At 64.0% G+C, this 21,869-nt stretch carries 24 protein-coding genes and 1 riboswitch; of the genes, 10 read left to right on the forward strand and 14 right to left on the reverse strand.

Annotated features, from left to right (window positions below):
* Window positions 1-18: 18 nt before the first annotated feature.
* From A6B35_RS22030 to A6B35_RS22040, 3 genes are read right to left on the reverse strand one after another with little or no spacing between them, the layout of a single operon-like run.
* Window positions 19-870 carry an ABC transporter permease gene (locus tag A6B35_RS22030; RefSeq protein ID WP_006203289.1) on the reverse strand — a complete coding sequence of 284 codons (852 nt, stop codon included), beginning with the start codon at window positions 868-870 and terminating at the stop codon, window positions 19-21.
* Window positions 857-1,681 carry an ABC transporter ATP-binding protein gene (locus tag A6B35_RS22035; protein WP_006203288.1) on the reverse strand — a complete coding sequence of 275 codons (825 nt, stop codon included), beginning with the start codon at window positions 1,679-1,681 and terminating at the stop codon, window positions 857-859. The genes A6B35_RS22030 and A6B35_RS22035 overlap by 14 nt, the downstream gene beginning before the upstream one ends.
* Window positions 1,682-1,683: 2 nt before the next feature.
* Window positions 1,684-2,688, reverse strand: coding sequence for an ABC transporter substrate-binding protein (locus tag A6B35_RS22040; RefSeq protein WP_006203287.1), 1,005 nt, complete (start codon window positions 2,686-2,688; stop codon window positions 1,684-1,686).
* Between the two features lie 253 nt (window positions 2,689-2,941).
* Between A6B35_RS22040 and A6B35_RS22045 the strand changes: the two genes are divergently transcribed.
* Both A6B35_RS22045 and A6B35_RS22050 read left to right on the forward strand, forming a co-directional pair.
* Window positions 2,942-3,325, forward strand: coding sequence for a RidA family protein (locus A6B35_RS22045; RefSeq protein WP_006203286.1), 384 nt, complete (start codon window positions 2,942-2,944; stop codon window positions 3,323-3,325).
* 52 nt (window positions 3,326-3,377) lie between these two features.
* Window positions 3,378-4,181, forward strand: a complete 804-nt coding sequence (locus tag A6B35_RS22050) for a creatininase family protein (RefSeq protein WP_006203285.1) — start codon at window positions 3,378-3,380, stop codon at window positions 4,179-4,181.
* A gap of 110 nt (window positions 4,182-4,291) precedes the next feature.
* On the opposite strand, the gene A6B35_RS22055 is transcribed toward A6B35_RS22050, so the two are convergent.
* Both A6B35_RS22055 and cobD read right to left on the reverse strand, forming a co-directional pair.
* Complete coding sequence (locus A6B35_RS22055) at window positions 4,292-4,798, reverse strand: tyrosine phosphatase family protein (protein ID WP_006203283.1); 507 nt, start codon at window positions 4,796-4,798, stop codon at window positions 4,292-4,294.
* Complete coding sequence (gene cobD / locus A6B35_RS22060; RefSeq protein WP_006203282.1) at window positions 4,795-5,850, reverse strand: threonine-phosphate decarboxylase CobD; 1,056 nt, start codon at window positions 5,848-5,850, stop codon at window positions 4,795-4,797. Before cobD ends, A6B35_RS22055 begins: the two co-directional genes overlap by 4 nt.
* Here cobD and cbiB point away from each other — a divergent pair.
* The gene (gene cbiB, locus A6B35_RS22065) at window positions 5,849-6,826 is read left to right on the forward strand and encodes an adenosylcobinamide-phosphate synthase CbiB (protein WP_006203280.1); all 978 of its coding nucleotides are present in this window, start codon (window positions 5,849-5,851) and stop codon (window positions 6,824-6,826) included. The two genes, cobD and cbiB, sit on opposite strands and share 2 nt — an antisense overlap.
* Before the next feature lie 39 nt (window positions 6,827-6,865).
* On the opposite strand, the gene cobO is transcribed toward cbiB, so the two are convergent.
* The 5 genes from cobO to A6B35_RS22090 form a co-directional block, all read right to left on the reverse strand.
* Window positions 6,866-7,480: a cob(I)yrinic acid a,c-diamide adenosyltransferase gene (cobO, locus tag A6B35_RS22070; RefSeq protein ID WP_006203279.1), complete on the reverse strand. Its 615-nt coding sequence runs from the start codon at window positions 7,478-7,480 to the stop codon at window positions 6,866-6,868.
* Between the two features lies 1 nt (window position 7,481).
* Window positions 7,482-7,997, reverse strand: coding sequence for a bifunctional adenosylcobinamide kinase/adenosylcobinamide-phosphate guanylyltransferase (cobU, locus tag A6B35_RS22075; protein WP_006203278.1), 516 nt, complete (start codon window positions 7,995-7,997; stop codon window positions 7,482-7,484).
* Entirely contained in the window at window positions 7,990-8,778 is a 789-nt protein-coding gene (locus tag A6B35_RS22080; RefSeq protein ID WP_006203277.1) for a CbtA family protein, read from the reverse strand. Before A6B35_RS22080 ends, cobU begins: the two co-directional genes overlap by 8 nt.
* Window positions 8,779-8,793: 15 nt before the next feature.
* Window positions 8,794-8,973 (reverse strand): CbtB domain-containing protein, encoded by a 180-nt coding sequence (locus A6B35_RS22085; RefSeq protein WP_006203276.1) that lies wholly within the window; start codon window positions 8,971-8,973, stop codon window positions 8,794-8,796.
* A 35-nt stretch (window positions 8,974-9,008) separates the two neighbouring features.
* Window positions 9,009-9,203: riboswitch (cobalamin riboswitch) on the reverse strand.
* Between the two features lie 67 nt (window positions 9,204-9,270).
* Window positions 9,271-9,963, reverse strand: a complete 693-nt coding sequence (locus tag A6B35_RS22090) for a gamma-glutamylcyclotransferase (protein WP_065518252.1) — start codon at window positions 9,961-9,963, stop codon at window positions 9,271-9,273.
* 144 nt (window positions 9,964-10,107) lie between these two features.
* Between A6B35_RS22090 and A6B35_RS22095 the strand changes: the two genes are divergently transcribed.
* Window positions 10,108-11,289: an aromatic ring-hydroxylating oxygenase subunit alpha gene (locus A6B35_RS22095; RefSeq protein ID WP_006203210.1), complete on the forward strand. Its 1,182-nt coding sequence runs from the start codon at window positions 10,108-10,110 to the stop codon at window positions 11,287-11,289.
* A 3-nt stretch (window positions 11,290-11,292) separates the two neighbouring features.
* Here the strand turns inward: A6B35_RS22095 and A6B35_RS22100 are convergent, their stop codons facing one another.
* Complete coding sequence (locus A6B35_RS22100) at window positions 11,293-12,492, reverse strand: MFS transporter (RefSeq protein ID WP_006203211.1); 1,200 nt, start codon at window positions 12,490-12,492, stop codon at window positions 11,293-11,295.
* Window positions 12,493-12,752: 260 nt separating this feature from the next.
* Here A6B35_RS22100 and A6B35_RS22105 point away from each other — a divergent pair, with 260 nt between their 5' ends.
* Together A6B35_RS22105 and A6B35_RS22110 are read left to right on the forward strand one after the other, a co-directional pair.
* Window positions 12,753-13,721, forward strand: a complete 969-nt coding sequence (locus A6B35_RS22105; protein WP_006203212.1) for an acetyltransferase domain-containing protein — start codon at window positions 12,753-12,755, stop codon at window positions 13,719-13,721.
* The gene (locus A6B35_RS22110) at window positions 13,718-14,194 is read left to right on the forward strand and encodes a methyltransferase family protein (protein ID WP_006203214.1); all 477 of its coding nucleotides are present in this window, start codon (window positions 13,718-13,720) and stop codon (window positions 14,192-14,194) included. The genes A6B35_RS22105 and A6B35_RS22110 overlap by 4 nt, the downstream gene beginning before the upstream one ends.
* Before the next feature lie 50 nt (window positions 14,195-14,244).
* Here the strand turns inward: A6B35_RS22110 and A6B35_RS22115 are convergent, their stop codons facing one another.
* The 3 genes from A6B35_RS22115 to A6B35_RS22125 all read right to left on the reverse strand — a co-directional run bounded on the left by A6B35_RS22115 (window position 14,245) and on the right by A6B35_RS22125 (window position 17,420).
* A complete protein-coding gene (locus A6B35_RS22115) occupies window positions 14,245-14,631 on the reverse strand; it encodes a MerR family transcriptional regulator (RefSeq protein WP_006203215.1) in 387 nt (128 codons plus the stop codon).
* A 135-nt stretch (window positions 14,632-14,766) separates the two neighbouring features.
* Window positions 14,767-16,185: a magnesium transporter gene (mgtE, locus tag A6B35_RS22120; protein ID WP_006203217.1), complete on the reverse strand. Its 1,419-nt coding sequence runs from the start codon at window positions 16,183-16,185 to the stop codon at window positions 14,767-14,769.
* A gap of 221 nt (window positions 16,186-16,406) precedes the next feature.
* Entirely contained in the window at window positions 16,407-17,420 is a 1,014-nt protein-coding gene (locus tag A6B35_RS22125) for a phosphatase PAP2 family protein (RefSeq protein ID WP_139032225.1), read from the reverse strand.
* A 257-nt stretch (window positions 17,421-17,677) separates the two neighbouring features.
* On the opposite strand from A6B35_RS22125, the gene A6B35_RS22130 reads away from it, so the two are divergent.
* The 4 genes from A6B35_RS22130 to A6B35_RS22145 all read left to right on the forward strand — a co-directional run bounded on the left by A6B35_RS22130 (window position 17,678) and on the right by A6B35_RS22145 (window position 21,857).
* Complete coding sequence (locus A6B35_RS22130; RefSeq protein ID WP_006203220.1) at window positions 17,678-18,358, forward strand: LuxR C-terminal-related transcriptional regulator; 681 nt, start codon at window positions 17,678-17,680, stop codon at window positions 18,356-18,358.
* A gap of 125 nt (window positions 18,359-18,483) precedes the next feature.
* Window positions 18,484-19,674: an aminotransferase class V-fold PLP-dependent enzyme gene (locus A6B35_RS22135; RefSeq protein WP_006203221.1), complete on the forward strand. Its 1,191-nt coding sequence runs from the start codon at window positions 18,484-18,486 to the stop codon at window positions 19,672-19,674.
* A 14-nt stretch (window positions 19,675-19,688) separates the two neighbouring features.
* A complete protein-coding gene (locus A6B35_RS22140; RefSeq protein ID WP_006203222.1) occupies window positions 19,689-20,651 on the forward strand; it encodes an HpcH/HpaI aldolase/citrate lyase family protein in 963 nt (320 codons plus the stop codon).
* Between the two features lie 18 nt (window positions 20,652-20,669).
* Window positions 20,670-21,857, forward strand: a complete 1,188-nt coding sequence (locus tag A6B35_RS22145; protein ID WP_065518253.1) for a malate--CoA ligase subunit beta — start codon at window positions 20,670-20,672, stop codon at window positions 21,855-21,857.
* Window positions 21,858-21,869 lie beyond the last annotated feature (12 nt).

Below are 21,869 nucleotides of genomic sequence, written 5' to 3' on the forward strand. Positions count from 1 at the left end.
ATAAGAAAGGCAACCACCCTATCGCTCCTGCTTCAGCGCGCTCTCATGCCAGCGCCGCAAAATGAGATGCGACACCAGCGACAGCACCAGGAAGATCAATATACCGGTGAGCGAGATCAGGATCAGCGCCGCGAACAGGCGCGGTGCGTTGAGCCGGTAGCCGGCCTCGATGATGCGCGAGGCAAGCCCGGACGACTGTCCCTGCGCGCCGGCGACGAACTCCGCCACCACGGCACCGATCAGCGACAGGCCGCCGGCGATCTTCAGCCCGCCGAGGAAATAGGGCATTGCCGCCGGCAGCCTGAGGTAGCGCAATTGCTGCCAGCGGGTCGCGCCGTTGAGCTTGAACAGGTCGCGCAGATTGCGGTCGACGGAATTGAGGCCGAGCGTGGTGTTGGACAGGATCGGGAAGAAGGCGACGATCCAGGCGCAGAGCAGAAGCTTCACCGTCTGGTTGTCGACATAGATATTGATCAGCGGAAAGATCGCCACGATCGGTGTCACCTGCAGCACGATGGCAAACGGGAAGAACGACATTTCCACCCATTTCGATTGCGCGAACAGCACTGCCAGCCCAACGCCGCCGATCACGGCGAGAAGCAGGCTGAGGAAGGTGATCCTGAGCGTCACCAGCAGCGACGAGAACAGCAGCCCGGCATCGTCGTAGAGCGTCTGCAGCACGACGCCGGGGCGCGGCAGGATGTATTTCGGGATCTCGTTCCAGACGCAGACGCGATCCCACAGCCAGATCGCCAGGATCATGATCGCCAGCGGCAGCACCCAGCGGCCGATCCGCTCGAGCCGCTCCTGGCGCACGCGGCGTGCCTCCTCTGGGTCGAGCTTGAGCACAGTCTCTTCAATGGCCGTCATGATGCGGTCCGGCGGTTGAGTTGATGGCGCCGACCAGCACGTCGGACGCCTGCCGGCAGAGTGCGGCGTAATCGGGCGAGGTGCGAAACGCCTCGTCGCGCGGATAGGGCGCATCGATGGCAAGTTCGGCATGAACGCGGCCAGGCCGCGCCGCCATGACGACCACCCGGTTCGACAGGAACACGCTCTCGAAGACGCTGTGGGTGACGAAGACAACGGTGAAGCGCTCGTCCTGCCAGAGTTCCAGAAGATCGTTGTTGAGCTTGAAGCGGGTGATCTCGTCCAAGGCCGCAAACGGCTCGTCCATCAACAGGATGCGCGGCTTGGTCACCATGGCGCGGGCGATCGAGACACGCATCTTCATGCCGCCGGACAACTCGCGCGGCACGGCGTTCTCGAAGCCGGTCAGATGCACGCGTTCCAGCATCTCCGTCACCGCCGGCGCCGCCTTGGCCCGTGACACGCCCTTCAGCCTGAGCGGCAGCCAGACATTGTCGAACACATCAGCCCAGGGCAGCAGCGTCGGCTCCTGGAAGACGAAGCCGATATTCGAGCGGTCGATCGAACCGCGCCAGTCGAGCACGCCGGAGGTCGGCGTCGACAGGCCGGCGATCAGCCTCAGCGCCGTCGACTTGCCGCAGCCGGACGGTCCGAGAAGGCTGAGGAAATCGCCTTCCCGGATGGTGAGATCGACGTCGCTCAGCGCCGTCACGCCGTTGGAAAAGACCTTGCCGACACTGCGCAGCGCCAAAAGCATCGGGCCTTCACCCGATGCCATTGCAGGCGCCTGCGCCACTGTCTCCAGCTTCACGATTACTTCTTCAGGTCCAGCCCGACACCCTTGTTGATGAAGGCGAGCGTATAGGCCTTCTTGATGTCGATGCCGGGCTGCGCGACCTTGGCCTTGACCATCTTGTCGTAGAAACTCTGGATGCGCGCTTCGGTCATCGCGCCGATGCCGAGCTTTTCCGTATCGCCGGAATCGACCACGCCGAATTTCTTCAGCTGCTCGATCGAGAAGGCGATCTGCTCATCCGTCATGTCCGGATTGTCCTTCTTGATCATGTCGTTGGCGGCCTTGTTGTCGCCGTAGAGATAGTTGTACCAGCCCTTGGCCGAGCCATCAACGAAGCACTGAACAACCTCCGGCCGCTTGTCGATCGTCTCCTGCATCACCTCGACAGTGGTCGCATAAGTGTCCCAGCCATAGTCGGCGAGCAGGAACTGGTTCGGCATGAAGCCGCCCTGCTTCTGCACGGCGAACGGCTCGGAGGTGACATAGCCTTGCTGGATCGACTTCTTGTTGGCGATGAAGGGTGCCGGATTGAACGTGTAGGGCACGCGCTTGGCGGCATCGAAGCCGAGCTCGGTGACCATCCACTGGAAGAAGGTCTGCGCGCCCTCATCGCCGAGGATGTACTGCTCGGCGTTCTTCAGATCCTCCCATTTGTCCAGCCCCTGCCCAGGCTGGGACATGATGACCTGCGGGTCCTTCTGGAAGTCGGCGGCCACGACGCGCATCGGAATGCCCTGCTGCACGGCATCGAATGCCGACAGCAGATTGCCGCCCATATAGAAATCGAGCTTGCCGGCTAGCAGCAACGGCCGTCCGCTAACCTGCGGACCGCCCTGCGAAATGGTGACGTCGAGGCCGCAGGCGGCGTAGGTGCCGTCCGCCACCGCCTGGTAGTAGCCACCATGCTCGGGCTCGGCGAGCCAATTGGTGCCGAAGGTGACTTTCTCGTTCGCCGCAGCCCCAAGCGTGCTGGCGGCAAGCAGGACGATTGCGCCCGCCGTGATCTTCTCTTTTCCGTACATCGACACCACCCTCTGTTTGCTCCGGCGCGCCGCGCGCCGGGCTGGACACCATTGTTTCGAGAAGCAAGACACATGCCACCGCCGGGGGCCGCCAGCCTGCGCAGCAGGCGTGCGCCAAGCCATGACGGGTCATGCCGTATGGGAGGCATCGTGCCTATTTTTTGAACGCCTGTCCACAATCGCCCCGATCACATGCACTGCATCTTGAAGCGGCGTGCGATCCGGCCTTAGCTGCCGAAAACCGGAGATTGCCATGTTCAAATTCCTCATGCCGAAGTCGATCAAGCCGCCCTTCGCCCGCTACAGCCATGGCGTCGAAGTGCCTGCAGGAAAACGCCTCGTGCTGTGTTCCGGCCAGGTCGCGATTACCGCTGACGACCAGATCCCGGAGGATGCCGGCACCCAGGCCGAACTCTGCCTCCAGAATATAGCGGCGATCCTCGGCGAAGCCGGGCTCGGGCTCGGGGATATCGTGCGCATCAACGCCTACGTCACCGACCGCGCATTTCTCAGGCCCTACATGGACGTCCGCGATCGGCTGTTTTCCAGCCCGGCGCCGGCCTCGACGCTGATGATCGTCTCTGGTTTTGCCCGTCCCGAATTCAAGGTCGAGATCGAGGTCATCGCGGCTGGATGATCGACAGGCGCTGTCTGGCGCGCTAGGTCTCGGTCACATGAAAGAGGCAAATATGACCGTTGCAAACAGACGCGTGTGGTGGGGTGACTACCGGACCACCGAATACGCCACGATCGACCCGGAGGCGACGATCGCCGTCCTGCCGGTGGCGGCGATCGAACAGCACGGGCCGCATCTGCCGGTTTCGACCGACACCTCGATCATGAACGGCATGCTGGAAACCGTGATCGCCCGCCTGCCCGGCGAGCTCGACATCCGCATCCTGCCGGTGCAAGCGGTGGGTAAGTCGAACGAGCATTTGCATGCGCCAGGCACACTCACTTTGCCGGCGACGACGCTGGTCGATGCCTGGACCGAGCTTGGCTTGTCGGTCTCCCGCGCCGGCGTGCGAAAACTGATCGTCGTCAACTCGCATGGCGGCAATGAGGAGATCATGGGCATCATCACGCGCGAACTGCGCGTGCGCGCCAGGATGCTGGCGGTGAAGACCAGTTGGCAGCGCTTTGGCCGCCCGGCCGGCATGTACACCGAACTGGAGGACCGCCACGGCATCCATGGCGGCGATGTCGAGACCTCGCTGATGCTGCATTTCCGGCCGGACCTCGTCGACATGGGCAAGGCCGCCAACTTCGCTTCCAATGTCGGCCGGGCGGAAAAGGAATTCGGGCTGCTGCGCCACACCGGCACGCACGCCTTCGCCTGGATCGCCAGCGACCTCAACCCGAACGGCGTGGTCGGCGACGCCAGCATCGCCACGGCTGAGAAAGGCCGGCTGACCGCCGAGCATCAGGCCGACGGTTTCATCAGCCTGTTACAGGATGTCCGCAAGGCGAAGCTCGCCGACTGGCTGGCCTGATCGGAACTAATGCATGTCGCCCAAAAATGTGCAGCGGCTTTGGGATAACGACATGCATAAAAACAATAACCTAAAGCGCGTCGCATGAGGCCGTTCAGGCGCGACGCGCTTTAGTCGATCCTGAACTCGAAGGGCGTGCCCTCAAAAGCATCAGCGCCGCGCCCGATCGCCTCTATCGCCTGGATCATGCGGCCATTGCGGTCGAGCAAGGCATCGGCGACGGCGATCAGCCGCGGGTTGGGCGTAGCCGAGGGCGACAGCGCCCGCAGCGTCTCAGCCAACTCAACCTCGTCGCGCTTCGGTGCCAGCGCTGCGGCGATGATGTAGGCCGACGCCGTCGACCGGCTGATGCCGGCATAGCAGTGGACGACCATGGGCTTCACGCGATCCCATTGGCGCGCGAACTGGAGCAGGTTTCGCACATGCTCTTCGCCCGGCATGGTCATGCCTTCCTGGGCCACCGCAATGTCGTGCATCACCAGATGCAGATGGTTCTCCCTGGCGATCGAGGTTGGCCGTATCACCTCGGTGCCGGCGGCAAGCAACGAGAGCAGCCGCTCGGCACCGGTTCTCGCCACGGTCTCCTCGACTTTCGCCAGCGAACAGACATGGATCATCGCGCGATCTCCTTCGGCCCATCGTCGCGCCGTGCGGCCCAGTCGGCAAGCGCCGATTCGAGCCGCTGCCATTCCTCGTCGGAACCCGGCAGCCCGGCGCGCAGCACCTGTGGCCGGTCGGCAAAATGCCGAAGCAGCACGCCGCGCTCGCCAAGCGCCGAAAACAACCCGGCCGCATCGGTCAGACGAAGATAACGGAACAGCGCGGTTCCGCCGGCGACAGGCACATCGAAGCGGCCGAACAGCGTGTCGAGCCGGGCCGCATCCTGCGCCAGGCGCAGCCGCATGGCGGTCTGCCAATCCGTGTCGGCCAGCGCGCGGATGCCGTAGTCGAGCGCAGGGCCGGCGACCGCCCACGGCCCCAATTGCGCCTCCAGCCTCTCGACGGTCAGCGTGTCGGCCAAGGCAAAGCCGAGCCTCAGGCCGGCAAGGCCAAAGAACTTGCCAAAGGAGCGCAGCACCACGATACCGCCCTGCCCGACATCGCCAGCCAGGCTTTCGGCGCGTGGGCCGACATCCATGAAAGCCTCGTCGACGACCAGCAGGCCGCCTGTGCCACGCAGTTTTCCGGCAAGATCGAGCAGCCTGCCGCGCTCGACGACACGTCCGTCGGGATTGTTGGGATTGACCACGATGGCGAGGTCAGCCGCGGCAAGTGCCGCGAAATCGTCGACCTCAGCCGCCGCATGGCCGGCGATCGCGGCCGCGCGCTTGTGCTCGGCATAGGTCGGCCCGAACACGAGAGCCTTGCCGGGCCTCACCAGCGAGGCGACGCGCGGCAACAGGATCTGCGTGCCGGGCGCCGCCGCCACGTGTGCGGCCGACGGCGCGCCATAGGCGCGCGCCGCGACCTCGGCCAGTTCACGGGCTCGCGCGGTTTCAGGCAATCGCGACAGGGTGGTAGCGGGCAGTTCGAAAAGCGGGTAGGAGAGCGGATTGATACCCGTCGAGAGGTCGACGAAAGGCTGTGGCGCGTGAGGGAAGAGCGCGCTCGCCCGGCCAAGGCTCCCGCCATGATCCACCGCAGCCATCGCTCCATCAAGAAGCTTCATGTCGATCCTGATTGCCTTCCTGTCGCTAGCCATCGAACGTATCCTGGGTTACCCGGACGGGCTGTTCCGCGCCATCGGCCATCCCGTCACCTGGTTCGGCAGGCTGATATCCTTTCTCGACCGCAGGCTCAACCACGCCACTGATTCCGACGCGCTGCGTCGCCGCCGGGGCGTCAGGGCATTGCTGATCATCGTTCTGGTGCCGGCGGCCATGGCTTTCGCCGTGCAAATCCTGCTCTGGCAGATCTTTCCCGCCGGCCTGCTCGTCACGGCAATCCTGGCATCGTCGCTTCTCTCGCAGAAGAGCCTGGCCGAGCATGTCGAGGCAGTGGCCGATGCACTCGATACAGGCGGGCTGACGCTCGGCCGCATCGCCGTCTCGCGCATCGTTGGCCGCGATCCGGAAAAGCTCGACAAGCCGGGCGTTGCCCGCGCCGCAATCGAGAGCCTGGCCGAGAATTTTTCCGACGGCATCGTCGCGCCCGCCTTCTGGACGGGTGTCTGCGGGTTGGCCGGCGGCGTCGCTTATAAGGCCGCCAACACCGCCGATTCGATGATCGGTCACCGCACCCCACGCCACGAGGCGTTCGGCCGGGCTGCCGCCCGTTTCGACGATTTCATCAACCTGCCGGCCTCCAGGCTGACGGCGCTGCTGATCGTGCTTGCCGCTTTCATCGTCAAAGGCGCCGACCCGCGCAACGCCTGGCAGGCCGTGCGGCGCGACGCGAGAAAGCACCGCTCGCCCAATGCCGGCTGGCCGGAAGCAGCAATGGCCGGCGCGCTTGGTCTGGCGCTGGCCGGACCGCGCAGCTATGGCGGCGTCGTGGTCGAGGATGCCTTCATGGGCGAAGGCGGCCGGCGCGAGGCCGACAGCACCGATATCAGGCGGGCTCTGAAGCTGTACCAAGTTGCCGACTATCTGCTGATCGGACTGTTTGCGATCCTATCCGTGGTGCTCATCTACCTGACGTTCTGAGCCGCGCCTTACCCTCACCCTTGTGGGAGGGTAAGGCACTCAGAACTCGATCCCTTGCTGCGCCTTCACGCCCGCCGCGAAATGGTGCTTGGTCAGACCCATCTCGGTGACGAGATCAGCCACCTCGACCAGCGCCGGCTTGGCGTTGCGTCCGGTGACGACCACGTGCAGGCCTTCACGCCGGCCTTTCAGCGCCGCGACCACCTTGTCGAGATCGAGATAGTCGTAGCGCAGCGCGATGTTGAGTTCGTCGAGCACCACGAGGCTGATCGACGGATCGGCCATCAGTTCCAGCGCCCTGGCCCAGGCCGCCTCGGCGGCGGCGATATCGCGCTTCAGATCCTGCGTTTCCCAAGTGAAACCCTCGCCCATCGCATGCCAGACGACGCGGTCGCCGAAGGCAGCGAAGGCTTCCTTCTCGCCGGTGTGCCATTTGCCCTTGATGAACTGGACGACGCCGACGCGCTTGCCGTAGCCGAGCATCCTGAGCGCCAGCCCGAAAGCGGCCGTGGTCTTGCCCTTGCCCGGACCTGTGTTGACGATCAGCAGGCCCTTCTCGATCGTCTTGCCCGCCACCTCGGCATCCTGCACCGCCTTGCGCTTGGCCATCTTGGCGCGATGGCGTTCCTCGTCCTTGGGATCGATATCGGTCATCTCACTTCACCTTCAGCGGCAGCCCCGCCACCATCAGCAGCACCGTGTCGGCAATTGCCGCAACCTGCTGGTTGAGGCGGCCCGCGGCATCTCGAAACCGGCGGGCAAGCGCATTGTCCGGCACGATGCCCTGGCCGACTTCGTTGGACACCACGAACCACGGCCCGCGCGGCCGCGACAGCACATCCGTCAGCCGCAGGCATTCGGCCTCGACGTCGTTCTCGGCCAGCATATGGTTGGTCAGCCACAGCGTCAGGCAGTCGACCAGCACCGGCTGTCCGTCGGGCAAGGCGGCGAGCGCGCCGGCAAGATCGAGCGGCGCATCCATTGTTGCCCAGCCTTCGCCACGCCGCGAGCGGTGCAGCGCGATGCGCTCGCGCATCTCCTGGTCATAGGCTTCCGCGGTGGCGATATAGGTCCAGGGCGCCGGCGCTGCCGTCACCAGAGTTTCGGCATGCGCGCTCTTGCCGGAGCGCGCACCGCCGATGATGAAGGTCAATCCTTTGCGATCAGGCAAAGCTGTCGCGCAGGCTGGTCGCCGTGCCGGTGAATCGTCCGCGCACCACGCCGACGACGGCGCCGAGCACCAGCCAGAACACCAGATTGGTCACCGTCACCGCCACCACGAACTGGTGATGCAGGCCTTCGGGGATCGGCGTCTCAAAACTGTCGGGCTGCGGCGCGCCGACGATATGCGGCGCGACGATCAAGGCCACGGCCAGGATCGCCAGCGGCAGCGACTTGCGGAAGGCGATCAGGCCGAGACCGGCCGCGGTCGCCGCCACCGTTGCCCACCACCAGATCTGGCGTTCGGTGAGGTCGGCCGCCGGCATGGCCGGCAGTTCCGGCGGCAGGCCGAGGCCCGGCGCCAGCGTGAAAGCGGCAAAACCGGCCAGCCCCCAGAACACGCCCTGGCGCCAATTGCCGATGCCGCCGGCAAACTCCGAAACCGCGACCAGGACCAGTGCGAAGCCGATGCCGGTGACGATGTTGGCCAGCACGCTGAAGGCGAAGCGCTCGAATCCATCGGCCGGCGCCCAGCCTTCGTCCTCCGCCGGAGCCGCCGCCTCAGCCGGCGCCGGTGCGGCGCTGCTCATGGCATTGGTATCCGTAGCGTTGGCGGCCGGCGCTGCCGGCGCCGCGGCATGCTCATGCTGGTGGCCACCTCCGGCCTGTTCATAGACCTCGGCCTTCAGGATGAGCGGCACGGTGGCGAAGGCCTGCATGCAGGCGAGAACGACGCCGGCCACGAGCCCTGCGATCGCCGCGATGAACACGACGTTGCGAAACAGATTCATGATCTCAGACCCTCGTCAGTGGCAGGGAAACGCCATCGAATGGCGATAGTCGTGCGCGGCATTGTGGACCGCTTCGATATGCGAGAAGCCGACAACGCCGATGACGAAAATGCCCAGAAACGCGCTCAGCACGAGCTGCGTGAAGCGCGACTGCGAGGAGACGGAAGCGCCGAGAGAGACCGAAGCGGTATTCATGTCTTGTCCTTTCGCCCTCCACCCGAGGGCACAGAAGTCAGTTCCTGTCGCCGGCAGGTCTCCTGGCTCGCGGATCAGCGCCCTTCCCCACCTTCCCGAAGAAAATCTTCAGTGGCTTATGGAGAGGACTACCGCACACAGTTGCGGGGGCAGCCACGGCATTGGGCGTTTTTTTGCCCGCACCGCATTCCCTCTTGGCTCCAAACGGAACCGACGACAGTTTGTGACTATACGGAGAATCGCCGCGCCCGGCAAACCAAATTCCGCCACCGGCCATCGTGAAAGCGGCGCATGGCTCTACCCCCGCAATGCAGCGATCCGCTCAGCCACGAGATGCTGCAACCGCCACAGATGGCGGTCGTGAATGCCGCGCTGCTCGAGGTTCTTCACCGTGTTGTAGAGATAGTCGGCGCCGGAGCCCCAGTGCCCGCAACACGTCGCCAGCCTTTCGACCACCTCGTCTTCGTCGAGCGGCCCGGCATAGGTAGTGCCCTTGCGGTTGATGACGAAAGCCAGGCCCTTGAGCGGCCCGCTGTCGCTCGCCAGCGTGAGCAGGCGCGGATGGTAGCTGGTCGGCTTCAGCGTCACTTCGCGCCGCAAAAGCTTGTCGAGTTGCTGGCGCCGATCGCCATCGCCCAGCCGGAAGGCGACGCCCTTGCATTGCCCGCCGCGATCCAGCGCCATCATCAGGCCGGGCTGGTCCTTGGTGCCGCGCCAGCGGGTCATCTTCATGCAGAAGGAGCGGTGCCAGCCGCGCGCCACCGCCACCCGCTCCTCGACATGATCGATTTCGGGCTTCCAGATCAGCGACCCGTAGCCGAACAGCCACAGTGGTTCCGTCGCAGGCAGCTTTGCCTCCAGCGCGTCCACCATCGCCTCATAGTCGCTGTCGTCCAGATGCGCCGCGTCCGGGTCCGGTCCGGTGTCCTCGACCGCGCGAAAACAACGGGCGACCAACTCCTCGGTGAGCGACATTGTTCTTGCGGACATGACTTGCGACCTGGGCGACCGGCGGAATACCGGAGAGGATGAATCGACCATAAAGTTCGCGATCGCGAGCCACAATGGCGGCGGCGCGCGCCAATTGACAAAGGTCCCGGCCGGGTGTCGGCTGCTCCATCCAGGGAGCCAGCCATGCAACCCGATCAGAGCGAACGCGACCTCTACAATGGCCTGACGCGGCTTGAGCCGACGCTGCCGTCGCCGGCCTATTGGGACGCCGATGCCTACCAGCGCGACCTCGACGCCATCTGGTACAAAAGCTGGCTGCTGGTCTGCCGCGAGGCCGACCTTGGCCAGCCGCTGGCATTCAGGACCTTTCGTGTCGGCACTCAGGAGATCGTCGTGCTGCGCGACGACACCGGCGAATTGCGTGCCTTTCACAACACCTGCCGTCACCGTGGTTCGCAGCTTTGCCAGGAGAGCGAGGGCCGGCTGAAGGCACGACTGATCACTTGCCCCTACCATGCCTGGTCCTATTCGCTGCGCGGCGATCTGGTGCGCGTGCCGTCGAAGTCGCTGCCCGAGGGCTTCGACAAGGCCGATCATCCGCTCTACCGCGTGGCGCTGTCGGTATGGCGCGGTTTCGTCTTCGTCAATCTGGCCGAAGATGCCGGCGGCTCGGCGGAAACCTCCTTCGATCCCGCGTCCGGCAACCTTGCCAACTGGCCGCTTGAGACATTGGCCAGCGGCCATGTGCTGCGCAAGGTCATGAATTGCAACTGGAAGATCTTCTGGGAGAACTTCAACGAATGCCTGCACTGCCCCGGCGTCCACAAGGACCTGTCGCGGCTGGTGCCGATCTATGGCCGCGGCCTGATGGGCAGGCACGACGACCCCGAATGGGCCCTTCACGCCGACAATGATGCACCGGAATTTTCCGGCGGCCTGCGCGCCGGCGCCGAAACCTGGTCGCGCGACGGGCAGGCGCATGGTCCGGTTTTTGCCGGCCTGACGTCGGCCGAACGCGCCGCCGGGCAGACCTACGCCACCAGCCTGCCGTCGATGTTCATCGTCGGCCATGTCGACTATGTCCGCACAGTGCGGCTGGTGCCGCTTGGCCCGGAGCAGACCGAACTCACCGCCGAATGGCTGTTTCCGGCCGAGGCGCTGGCGGCGCCCCAGGCCGACATCGACAACATCGTCGCCTTCGGCCGGCAGGTGCTGGAGGAAGACGCCGCGATTTGCGAGGTCAACCAGAAGGGTCTGCGCTCGCTGCGCCACGAGGCCGGCGTGCTGATGCCCGAGGAGTATGACCTGCACCGTTTTCACGAGTGGGTGCGCGAGCGTCACAGCGCAGTCTCACCCAAGGCCTGAACATCAAAGCGATTTGGGCAGATAGCGCCAGGTGACGAACCCGCAGGCAGCGGCAAGTAACCCGAGCGTGGCAAAGACCGAGCCCAGACCGAAAAACGCCAGCACCACCGAATAGACCAGCGGCGGCGTCAGCTCGGAGAAGTCGAGATAGGTGCGGTAGACCGCCGCCATCTGCGCCCTCTCGTAGAACCTGACCGAACGCATGAAGGCGGTCGAGCCGAGTGCGTCGAGCGCAATGGCGAAGAAGGCCCCGCACAGCAGGAAGGCGCCGGTGAGCAGCGGCACGGTTTCGCCCACCGCACCCGCCGCCAGAAGCGTGGCCGACATGGCGAAATAGGCAAATGTCATCGTCCGTCGGCCGCCGAAGCGCTTGCCGGCCCTGCCCCAGAAGATCGCCGTGAACAGAAGCGCATTGCCGGCCGACACCAGCAGGCCACCGGCGAGTTCGCCCTCGCCTGTGATCACCATGAACAGCGGCCCGTAGACGAAGAACGTCGTCCAGAAGCAGGAGCGGCCGAAGGCGATCAGCCAGGCAAGCCTCAGCCTGGGTTGCGCGACGAAGCGACCGATATTGGCAAGCGGGTTGGCCGGTCGGCTCTTGCCGGGGCGGATCGACGGGTTGTCGCCGAGCCGGTAGGTCCAGAACAGCACGAGCAGCGCCAGGGCAAAGATCGCGACCGCGCCATGCGCGGCATAGATGCCGAAGCTGGTGTAGAGGAAGATTCCCAGCGTCGGTCCACCGGTCCAGGCGAACATCGACCACGCCATGCGCAACGATTCCGCCTGCATGAAGTCGGACTTGCGGATGTGGTCCATGATGTAGAGGTTGAGCGTGATCGACAGCGCGCTGGCGCCCATGACGCGGCAGAGCATGCCGATGAGCTGCCCGGTCAGCGTATGCGTGACGAAGAACAGCGAGCCTATGGCGAGCAGGCAGGCGCCGGCGGTGTAGACCCAGCGCCGGGCAAAGCGTCGGATCAGCATCGGCATGAACAAGGTCACCGACAGCCCGAGCAGCGCCACGATGGTGTAGAGGATCGAGACGATCTGCTCGTTGTGCAGGATCTCGTAGGCCTGGATCGGGATGACGCTGGAAATCGTGGCGCGCGCGAAGGACTCGACCGCATAAAGCGAGGCGAAGGTGCGCGCATCCGCCGGCCTGAGAGCCGGAAGCCAGATCGGGTGGCGCACATGGGTGGACATTGACCCTCCGGCCGTGGAATCGCCGGTCAAATCTGGCCGGACCAGTGACTAGCCGGTAGCAGGAAATCGACCCGCTCAAGCCGAAAAGCGAAACCGGCCAAAGGCTTTCCGCCACTGGCCTAAAGCGAATTCCGATGCGGCTTCGCACCGGAAGGAAGACGTCAAACGGGAGATTGACGCGGAAGCGGCGGCGGCCCGCCTTCTGTTGCCCTGTGCAACCGTGATAGTCGTTTGGCACCAGTGAATCGGAATGCGAGACGATGAGCCTTCAAACGCCGGCAGAACCCGTTCAGGACCCGTCGAAGCCGAGGCGCATCACAACCATCGACATAGTGCGCGGCATCGCCCTGCTGGCCATGGCGAGCTACCATTTCACCTGGGATCTCGAGAATTTCGGCTATACCGATCCCGGCCTCACCGCCTTCGGCTGGTGGAAGATCTATGCGCGCTGCATCGCCTCGACCTTCCTGTTCCTGGTCGGCGTCAGCCTGTTCCTCGCCCATGGCAGGCAAATCCGCTGGCCGGGCTTCTGGAAGCGTTTCGCCATGGTCGCCGCGGCGGCGCTCGCCATATCGGCTGTCACCCACTTCGTTACGCCGGGCGGCGTCATCTTCTTCGGCATCCTGCATGAGATCGCGCTGGCCAGCCTGCTCGGCCTTGCCTTTCTGCGGCTGCCGGCGCTGCTGACGATCGTCGTTGCGGCGCTCGTCATTGCGGCGCCATTCTATCTGCGGTCAGAATTCTTCGACCATCCGGCGCTGTGGTGGGTCGGCCTGTCGGCCACCAATCCGCGCTCCAACGACTATGTGCCGCTGTTCCCCTGGTTCGGCGCCGTACTTTTGGGCATAGCCGCGGCGAAGCTCGCTTCAACGTCCGGCTTGCTTGCCCGGCTGGCCGACCTTGCACCCGGCCGCTGGTCGAACCCGCTGGTCTTCATCGGCCGGCACAGCCTCGCCTTCTATCTGATCCACCAGCCGCTGCTGTACGGTGCCGTGTCACTGTACTCTCAGGTTTGGCCAGGCGAAGCTGAGCTTAGGCAGTGCCAAGCCGTCTGCGAGCAGACGAATGATGCCAAGCTCTGCTCGAATTATTGCACATGTATGATCGACACCCTGAAAGGTGAGAAAACTCAGTACCCGACGCAGGAGGCACTGCAAGCGCACCTTATCGAACTGGGCAAAACCTGCACGGCCGTAGCCGAAAGCACGATGGAGGGAGGCCAACAATGACCGACGTCACCCCGAAACCCGGGCTCATCCCATGGCCGCCGCTGATCTATGTCGCGGCAATCATCATCAGCGTTGTGCTCGGCCTGCTCTATCCGCTGCCGTGGATCGGCGATCTGCTGGGCGAGATCCTCTTCGCCGCCGGCTGGGTGGCTTTGTTCGGCGTCGCCGCGCTGTGGTTCACCGCCATCCGCGTCATGCTGCGGGCAAAGACCACATTCAATCCGAACGCCGTGCCGGACCATCTGGTCACCTCCGGCCCCTTCTCGGTCAGCCGCAACCCGATGTATCTCGCCAACACGCTGCTTTTGATCGGCGTCGCCTTTATCACTGGGATCGTCTGGTTCCTGCTGTTCGCCTTCATCGCCGCCTTTGCGACGCAGAAGCTGGCGATCGAAAAGGAGGAAAAGATACTGGCGGCAAAATTCGGCAAGAAATACCGCGACTACGCCAAACGCGTGCGGCGCTGGATTTGAGCTCAGGGCTCACCAAGGGCGCTGGAGTAGAATAATCAAAACGGCCGCGTTCAGGTGTTGACGCCGAGCTCCACCAGCCGCTCGACGCAGGACTCTTCGGCCTGGTCGAGTTCGGCCAGCGTCTCCTCGAGGTCGCGGCGCTTCTGCCTCAGATCCTCGCGCTTTTCCTCGATGCGCTTGATCATCAGCTTGAGCTGGCCGACCTCGCCGGGCGGCTCCTTGTACATCTGGATGATTTCGCGGATCTCGTTGATCGAGAAGCCGAGCCGCTTGCCGCGCATGATCTGGCGGATCAGATGCCGGTCGGACGGACGAAACAGCCGGGTGCGTCCGCGCCGCACCGGCTGGACCAGGCCCTCGTCCTCGTAAAAGCGCAGCGTCCGCGTCGACACATCGAATTCGCGGGTCAGTTCGGTGATCGAATAATATTCCCGCATTCTCGCTCCCAATACTGGATGGCCAGGACGCCCGCCATGCGCAGCCGCCTGCCATGCCGATCGTTCCATGCTGGAATCGGCATAAACCCCGCGCGAGCCTCGCACGGCATTTACGTAAAAGTCAATTGAGACGCCCTAGCTGGTTCCCGCGCCCAGATGCAACCACCATGTGGCAAGGCTGAGGAAGGCGAGGAAGCCGATGACGTCGGTAATCATCGTCGTGAAGATCGATGACGAAATCGCTGGATCGGCGCCAAGCTTGTCGAGGAACAGCGGGATGAGGATGCCGCCGAGTGCCGCGGCCAGCATGTTGAGGATCATGGCCGCCGCGATGACGAGACCGAGATCGGGATTGTGGAACCAGAGGCCGGCGACCAGTCCGAGGATCGTCGCAATGACCATGCCATTCAGCATGCCGACCATGACCTCGCGGCGAATGACGCGGCCGGCATTGTAGATATCAAGGTCGCGTGTGGCGAGCGCGCGCACGGTCACCGTCATCGTCTGCGTGCCGGCATTGCCGCCCAGCGAGGCGACGATCGGCATCAGCGCGGCAAGTGCCACCATTTCCTCGATCGTCGCACCGAACATGCTGATCACCGAGGCCGAGATGAAGGCGGTGCCAAGATTGACCAGCAGCCAGGGCACGCGCGAGCGCGATGTCGCGGCGACGGTATCCGACAATTCCTCGTCGCCGACGCCGCCCATACGCAAGAGGTCCTCCTCGGCCTCCTGCTGGATGACGTCGACCACGTCGTCGATGGTCAGCACGCCGACCAGCCGCTCGTTCTCGTCGACGACGGCGGCGGAGAGAAGGTCGTATTGCTCGAATTCCCGCGCCGCCTCTTCCTGGTCCATGGTGGCCGGGATGGCATGCCTCGTCTCATGCATGACCTCCTCGACCTTCACCGCCCGCTTGGTGCGCAGGATCTGGTCGAGATCGATGGCGCCAAGCAGCTTGAAGCTCGGATCGATGACGAAGATCTGGCTGAAGCGATCGGGAAGGTTCTTGTCCTCGCGCATGTAGTCGATGGTCTGGCCGATCGTCCAGAACGGCGGCACCGCGACGAACTCCGTCTGCATGCGGCGGCCGGCCGTCTCTTCCGGATAGTCCAGCGAGCGGCGCAGCCTGATCCGCTCGGTGAACGGCAGCTGCGACAGGATCTCGTCCTGGTCCTCCTGGTCGAGGTCTTCCAGAATGTAGACGGCGTCGTCGGAATCGAGCTCCTGCACCGCCTGCGCGATCTGTGCGTTGGGCAGATTGTCGACGATGTCGAGGCGGATCGCTTCATCGACTTCGGTCAGCGCGGAAAAGTCGAAGTCGGCGCCCAACAGCTCGACCAGCGCGCGACGCTGCTCGGGATGAAGCGCTTCGAGCAGATCGCCGAGTTCCGACTGGTGCAGGTCGCCGACTTCGCGCTTCAGCGTCAGCGTGTCGCGATCGGCGATCGCCGCGCCGACATGCGCCAGGAACGACGACTGGACGGCGCCGTCCTCGCCATAGATATCGGCGCCCTCGGCGGACCGGATTTCCTGTTCGTCCTGGCCTTCCACCAGCGCCTCCCGCCACCACGATTCCGGAAAGGGTGCCTGTCAGGTCTAGAGCATTGGACCCAAAGGGGAAACCGGTTTTGGGAAAATCCGATGCTCGGACGCAAGATAGGGCGGCAGCGCGATTCGGCTTGAGAAGCTTTTGCTCTAACGCATGGGAATATCAAGCGAAACGCGCCCTGCCCCGCGTGGCCAGCGTTTCGAGGTCGGCAATGCCGCGCTCACTATTCGCGCACGAGGCGCCCGGTCGCCCACCAGATCACCGACACCACGGCGATGGCGACATAGCCGTCAACGGCGTAGTGCCATCCGGTATACACCGACCCGTACAGGATCAGACCCGCGAAGATCCAGCCGACAGCGCCAGCCCAACGGTTCAGGGACGACAGGAAAAAGGCATTCAGCACGACAAGCGCCACATGCAGGCTGGGCATGGCCGAAATGCCGCCCCCCAGGCCTGTGTTGCCGGTCGTATAGAGCATCAAGAGATAGTCGGCATATTCACGCACGACGACGCTGGACTCCAGGCTGGACAGGGCGACCTTCAAACCGCCGAAGCGATCGCCGCCGACGAAGTGATCATAGTAGATGGGACCGGCCGACGACAGCAGGAGCGCAAGCAAGGTGCCGACGATCGAGATGGTCAGGGCCACCGCCCAAAGATAGCGGATGCGTGCGATCGGGTTCGACCACATGCCCACCAGCAGGATCGTGCCGAACCACTGCGCGAACCACACCACCTCATAGATATTGAAGATGAAGAACGCCCAAAGCCCATTGTCGAGGCGATGCGCCAATTCCCACGGCGCTGCCCGGTGTATCCACTCGTCCAGATCGGCAAACCATGTGTCGGCATAAAACGGAAGGACCGTCGGAATCAGGATCTTGAAGTTGGAGAACGCCGTCACGCCGGCGAGAAAGAACAGCAGCACCGGCAGGCAGTTCCACCACCGTGTCCGGACCCAGTTGATTGCATATTTCGTCGGCGCGTCCCGGCCATAAAGCAGTCCTGCGACGGCGGCGCTGCCAACCAGCAATATCGGGACCGCACGAGCGAACTTGTCGACGTAGATCAGGCCGAGGGTGAGAAAAGTCGCCGGACTCAAGAAAAATGAGATCAGCACGTATGTGCCGATGAAGAAGGCCAGCCTCACCGACCATTTGCCGGCCGGACTGTAGTCCGAGACTTCAGAAGATAAGGACATGCTGATCTGCCGAAATTGAACATGCGTGACCAAGTGAGCAATAGCGTGCCGACCTTACATTTGCGTTACTGAGCGGTCAGGGAAGCCCCGACGAAATCGACCATTTTCTGCAGCGCCAGGCCGTCGTCGATAGCCTGCCCAGACGCAAAACCGGGTTCAAGCGGCGCGACAATGCATGTCGCTAGGGAAAGAGCACCCATTTGCCGTTGGGGCAGAATTGCCGTCGCGGGATCCGGAGACGCAACGGAACCCGCCACACCCGCAAATTGGCCCAGAGCAACCGGAAGCCCTTGAAGATCAAGCCGCAGAGAACGAGTGAGGCAATCGGCGAGCGGCGCGTCCGCGTGATCGTCGCCGAACGCAATCCGCTCGTCGTATCGGCGCTGCGCGAAATGCTGGAGTGCGACGGGCGCTTCGAGTTTCTCGGCTCCATGCAAAGCGGCAAGCAGCTGCTGGACCTGGCGGCAGAGCCGCAATTCGACGTCGCCGTCATCGGCTGGAAGCTCGCCGACATGGACGGCGCCGACGTCCTGGCCGAGATCCAGAGCCGCAGGCTCGACGTGCGGATCACGGTGTTTTCCAACGACCATGATATCGGCATCCTCAAGCAATGCGTGCGGCTCGGCGCGCATGGCTATTGCTTCCAGTTCGACGACCCTCCGATCATCTTCGAGACGATCCTGGCGGTCGCGCATGGCCGTATCTGCATCCCCTATATCGACATCAACAAGGTCAACGACACGCCGCTGTCGCAGCTCACGGTTCGCGAACGCGAACTGCTGGCGGTGCTTTCCGACGGTTGGACCAACCTGCAGATCGCAACGCGGACGGGGATTTCCGAGAACACGGTGAAGTACCACCTCAAGAATCTCTACGACAAGCTCGACGTCCGCAACCGGGCGATGGCCGTCGCGCTCTATTCGAGCGAGAAGCGCCGCAGTCAGGGCAATTCGGGTAGGCCGACCGGGTAGGCCGATCGGGTAGGCTTGTCCCACCCGCACGCGGCGAGATCTTACCCGGCAAGGTGTTGTTGCCGCCCGCCGTAAAAACGAGACTCCCCTCATCAGTTTTGCTGGATCAGAGGAGAGTTCGCAGCATGGCCGGCTTCACCCATCTTTTCATTCCGGGGCCAACCAACATCCCCGAACAGGTCCGGCAAGCGATGAACCTTCCGATGGAGGACATGCGCGCCGCTTCGTTCCCCGATCTCACTTTGCCGCTGTTCGAAGACATCAAGAAAGTCTTCAAGAACGAAACCGGCCGCGCCTTCATCTACCCCTCGTCCGGCACCGGCGCCTGGGAAGCGGCGATGACCAATGTGCTCAGCCCCGGCGACCGCGTGCTGATGTCGCGCTTCGGCCAGTTCTCGCATCTGTGGGTCGACATGGCCGAACGCCTCGGCTTCGAGGTCGATGTGATCGACTGCGAATGGGGAACCGGCGTGCCGCTCGAGCTCTACGCGGAAAGGCTGAAGGCCGACAAGGCGCACCGCATCAAGGCGATCTTCTGCACGCAGAACGAGACCGCCACCGGCGTCACCAGTGACGTCGCCGGCTGCCGCGCCATACTCGACGACGCAAACCACCCGGCGCTGCTCTTCGTCGACGGCGTGTCGTCGATCGGCTCGATCGATTTCCGCCAGGAGGAATGGGGCGTCGACTGCGCCGTCAGCGGCTCGCAGAAAGGCTTCATGCTGCCTGCCGGTCTCGGCTTCCTGTCGGTCAGCAAGAAGGCGCTGGTCGCCTCGAGGACGGCTACCCACCGGCGCTGCTTCTTCTCCTTCGAGGACATGATCCGCGCCAATGACGCCGGCTATTTCCCCTACACGCCGGCGACGCAGCTGCTGCGCGGCCTGCGCGCCTCGCTCGACCTGATCGCCGACGAAGGGCTGGGCAACATCTTCGCCCGCCATCATCGCTTGGCCGAAGGCGTGCGCAAGGCGGTCGACGCCTGGGGCCTGAAGCTTTGCGCCAAGGCGCCGAAATGGCACTCCGACACGGTCAGCGCCATCCTCGTGCCGGAAGGCATCGACAGCGGCGACGTCGTCAAACATGCCTACCAGAAGTACCAGACCTCGCTCGGCGGCGGCCTCAACAAGGTATTCGGCAAGGTCTTCCGCATCGGCCATCTCGGCTGGCTGAACGAGGTCATGGTGCTGGCCTCGCTGTCCGCCGCCGAACTGGCGCTGCTCGACTGCGGCGTCAAGCTGGCGCCGGGTTCCGGCGTCGGTGCCGCGATCGCGCATTTCCGCCGTTCGCAGCAGCCCGTCATCGCCGAAGCCGCCTGATCCTGGAGCGCGACATGAGCCACACCATCAACCACCTGAAGAAACTGAGGCTGCAGCGCAGCGAACTGGCGGTTCCCGGTTCCAGCCCGGAAATGATCGACAAGGCGGCGAACAGCGCCGCCGACTTCGTCTTCCTCGACATCGAGGATGCCGTCGCGCCGCCCGACAAGGAACGCGCCCGCAAGAACATCATCCAGGCCCTCAACGACATCGACTGGCGCGCCAAGGGCAAGACCGTCTCGGTGCGCATCAACGGCCTCGATACCCATTACATGTACCGCGACGTGGTCGACGTGATGGAACAGGCCGGCGACAGGCTGGATACGATTCTGGTGCCGAAGGTCGGCGTTCCGGCCGACCTCTACATGGTCGAGGCCATGGTCAACCAGATCGAGATGGCCAAGGGTTTCAAAACCCGCGTCGGCCTCGAAGCGCTGATCGAAACCGCGCTCGGCATGGCCAATGTCGAGGCGATCGCCGCCACGCCAGGCCGGCTGGAGGCGATGCATTTCGGCGTCGCCGACTATGCGGCCAGCTGCAAGGCGCGCACCGTCAACATTGGCGGGCTGAACCCCGACTATCCCGGCGACCAATGGCATTTTGCCCTGTCGCGAATGACGGTCGCCTGCCGCGCCTACGGCCTGCGCGCCATTGACGGGCCGTTCGGCGATTTCTCCGATCCGGAGGGCTACATCGCCGGCGCAAGGCGCGCCGCCGCACTTGGCATAGAGGGCAAATGGGCGATCCACCCCTCGCAGATCGCGCTCGCCAACGACGTCTTCTCGCCTCCGGAAAAGGAGGTCACGCGCGCCAGGCGCATCCTCGAAGTGCTGAAGGAGGCCGAGGCAGCGGGCAAGGGAGCGGCCGCCCTCGACGGCAAGATGATCGACGCTGCGTCGGAGCGCATGGCGCGCAATGTTTTGGTGGTCAACGAAGCGATTGAACGCGCCAGCCAGTCGCGCGTCGCCACGCATTGACCGTTCAGGGAGGACAAAATGGACATTCACGAATATCAGGCCAAGGAACTGCTCGCCCGCCACGGGGTCCATGTCCCGCGCGGCGGCCTCGCCTACAGCCCCGAGCAGGCGACCTACCGTGCCAGGGAGATCGGCGGTTCGAAATGGGTGCTGAAGGCGCAGGTTCATTCCGGCGCGCGTGGTAAGGCCGGCGGCATCAAGCTCTGCGCCAACGACGAGGATATCTCCAACGCCGCCGAGGCAATGCTGGGCAGAAAGCTGGTGACCCAGCAGACCGGCCCGCGCGGCAAGCTGATATCGCGCCTCTATCTCGAGGAGGCCGTCGACATCGCGCAGGAGCTCTATCTCGGCTTCGTGCTCGACCGTAAGGAAGAGCGCGTCATGATCGTGGCGTCGGCCGCCGGCGGCATGGAGATCGAGGATATTTCCGAAAAGAAGCCGGATTCGATCATCCGCGCCACGGTCGATCCCGGTGTCGGCATGCAGGGATTCCAGGCGCGCGAGATCGCCTTCGGCCTCGGGCTTGAGAGCAATCTGATCGGCAAGACGACCGAAACAATCCTCGGCTGCTACCAGGTGTTCCGCGACTACGACGCCTCGATGCTGGAGATCAATCCACTGGTGGTGACCCGCGACGGCAGCCTCGTCGCGCTCGACGCGAAAATGTCGTTCGACGAGAATGCGCTGTTCCGCCGACCCGAGATCTCAGAGCTGCGCGACAAGAGCCAGGAAGACCCGCGCGAGACCTTCGCCAGCGACCGCGGCCTTTCCTATGTCGGCCTCGAAGGCAATATCGGCTGCATTATCAACGGCGCCGGTCTCGCCATGGCGACGATGGACATGATCAAGATCGCCGGCGGCGAGCCGGCCAACTTCCTCGACATCGGCGGCGGCGCCTCGCCCGAGCGGGTAGCAAAATCCTTCCGCGCCGTGCTCGGCGACAAGAATGTCGAGACCATCCTGGTCAACATCTTCGCCGGCATCAACCGCTGCGACTGGGTCGCCGAAGGCGTCATCAAGGCGATCCGCGAGGTCGGTGTCGACGTGCCGCTGGTGGTGCGGCTCTCCGGCACCAAGGTCGAGGAAGGACGCAAGATCCTGGCCGATTCCGGCGAGGCGGTGATCGTCGCCGAGACGCTGGCCGAAGCCGCCGAAAAGGCCGTCGCCGCCTGGCGCGCGGCCGCCAAGAAGAAAAAAGCAGCCTGAGGGAGGTCGAAA

Origin of the sequence: Mesorhizobium amorphae CCNWGS0123 (genome assembly GCF_001686985.1) — a bacterium.
Lineage (GTDB): Bacteria > Pseudomonadota > Alphaproteobacteria > Rhizobiales > Rhizobiaceae > Mesorhizobium > Mesorhizobium amorphae.

Excerpts from the sequence above, each read along its gene's own strand:
- A6B35_RS22085 (WP_006203276.1), bottom strand. The coding sequence starts at position 8,973 with ATGAATACCGCTTCGGTCTCTCTCGGCGCTTCCGTCTCCTCGCAGTCG.
- A6B35_RS22045 (WP_006203286.1), top strand. The coding sequence starts at position 2,942 with ATGTTCAAATTCCTCATGCCGAAGTCGATCAAGCCGCCCTTCGCCCGC.
- cobD (WP_006203282.1), bottom strand. The coding sequence starts at position 5,850 with ATGAAGCTTCTTGATGGAGCGATGGCTGCGGTGGATCATGGCGGGAGC.
- A6B35_RS22140 (WP_006203222.1), top strand. The coding sequence starts at position 19,689 with ATGAGCCACACCATCAACCACCTGAAGAAACTGAGGCTGCAGCGCAGC.
- A6B35_RS22105 (WP_006203212.1), top strand. The coding sequence starts at position 12,753 with ATGAGCCTTCAAACGCCGGCAGAACCCGTTCAGGACCCGTCGAAGCCG.
- A6B35_RS22135 (WP_006203221.1), top strand. The coding sequence starts at position 18,484 with ATGGCCGGCTTCACCCATCTTTTCATTCCGGGGCCAACCAACATCCCC.
- A6B35_RS22050 (WP_006203285.1), top strand. The coding sequence starts at position 3,378 with ATGACCGTTGCAAACAGACGCGTGTGGTGGGGTGACTACCGGACCACC.
- A6B35_RS22055 (WP_006203283.1), bottom strand. The coding sequence starts at position 4,798 with ATGATCCATGTCTGTTCGCTGGCGAAAGTCGAGGAGACCGTGGCGAGA.
- A6B35_RS22030 (WP_006203289.1), bottom strand. The coding sequence starts at position 870 with ATGACGGCCATTGAAGAGACTGTGCTCAAGCTCGACCCAGAGGAGGCA.
- cobO (WP_006203279.1), bottom strand. The coding sequence starts at position 7,480 with ATGACCGATATCGATCCCAAGGACGAGGAACGCCATCGCGCCAAGATG.
- A6B35_RS22080 (WP_006203277.1), bottom strand. The coding sequence starts at position 8,778 with ATGAATCTGTTTCGCAACGTCGTGTTCATCGCGGCGATCGCAGGGCTC.
- A6B35_RS22145 (WP_065518253.1), top strand. The coding sequence starts at position 20,670 with ATGGACATTCACGAATATCAGGCCAAGGAACTGCTCGCCCGCCACGGG.
- A6B35_RS22110 (WP_006203214.1), top strand. The coding sequence starts at position 13,718 with ATGACCGACGTCACCCCGAAACCCGGGCTCATCCCATGGCCGCCGCTG.
- A6B35_RS22115 (WP_006203215.1), bottom strand. The coding sequence starts at position 14,631 with ATGCGGGAATATTATTCGATCACCGAACTGACCCGCGAATTCGATGTG.
- A6B35_RS22090 (WP_065518252.1), bottom strand. The coding sequence starts at position 9,963 with ATGTCCGCAAGAACAATGTCGCTCACCGAGGAGTTGGTCGCCCGTTGT.
- A6B35_RS22100 (WP_006203211.1), bottom strand. The coding sequence starts at position 12,492 with ATGTCCACCCATGTGCGCCACCCGATCTGGCTTCCGGCTCTCAGGCCG.
- A6B35_RS22040 (WP_006203287.1), bottom strand. The coding sequence starts at position 2,688 with ATGTACGGAAAAGAGAAGATCACGGCGGGCGCAATCGTCCTGCTTGCC.
- cbiB (WP_006203280.1), top strand. The coding sequence starts at position 5,849 with ATGTCGATCCTGATTGCCTTCCTGTCGCTAGCCATCGAACGTATCCTG.
- A6B35_RS22095 (WP_006203210.1), top strand. The coding sequence starts at position 10,108 with ATGCAACCCGATCAGAGCGAACGCGACCTCTACAATGGCCTGACGCGG.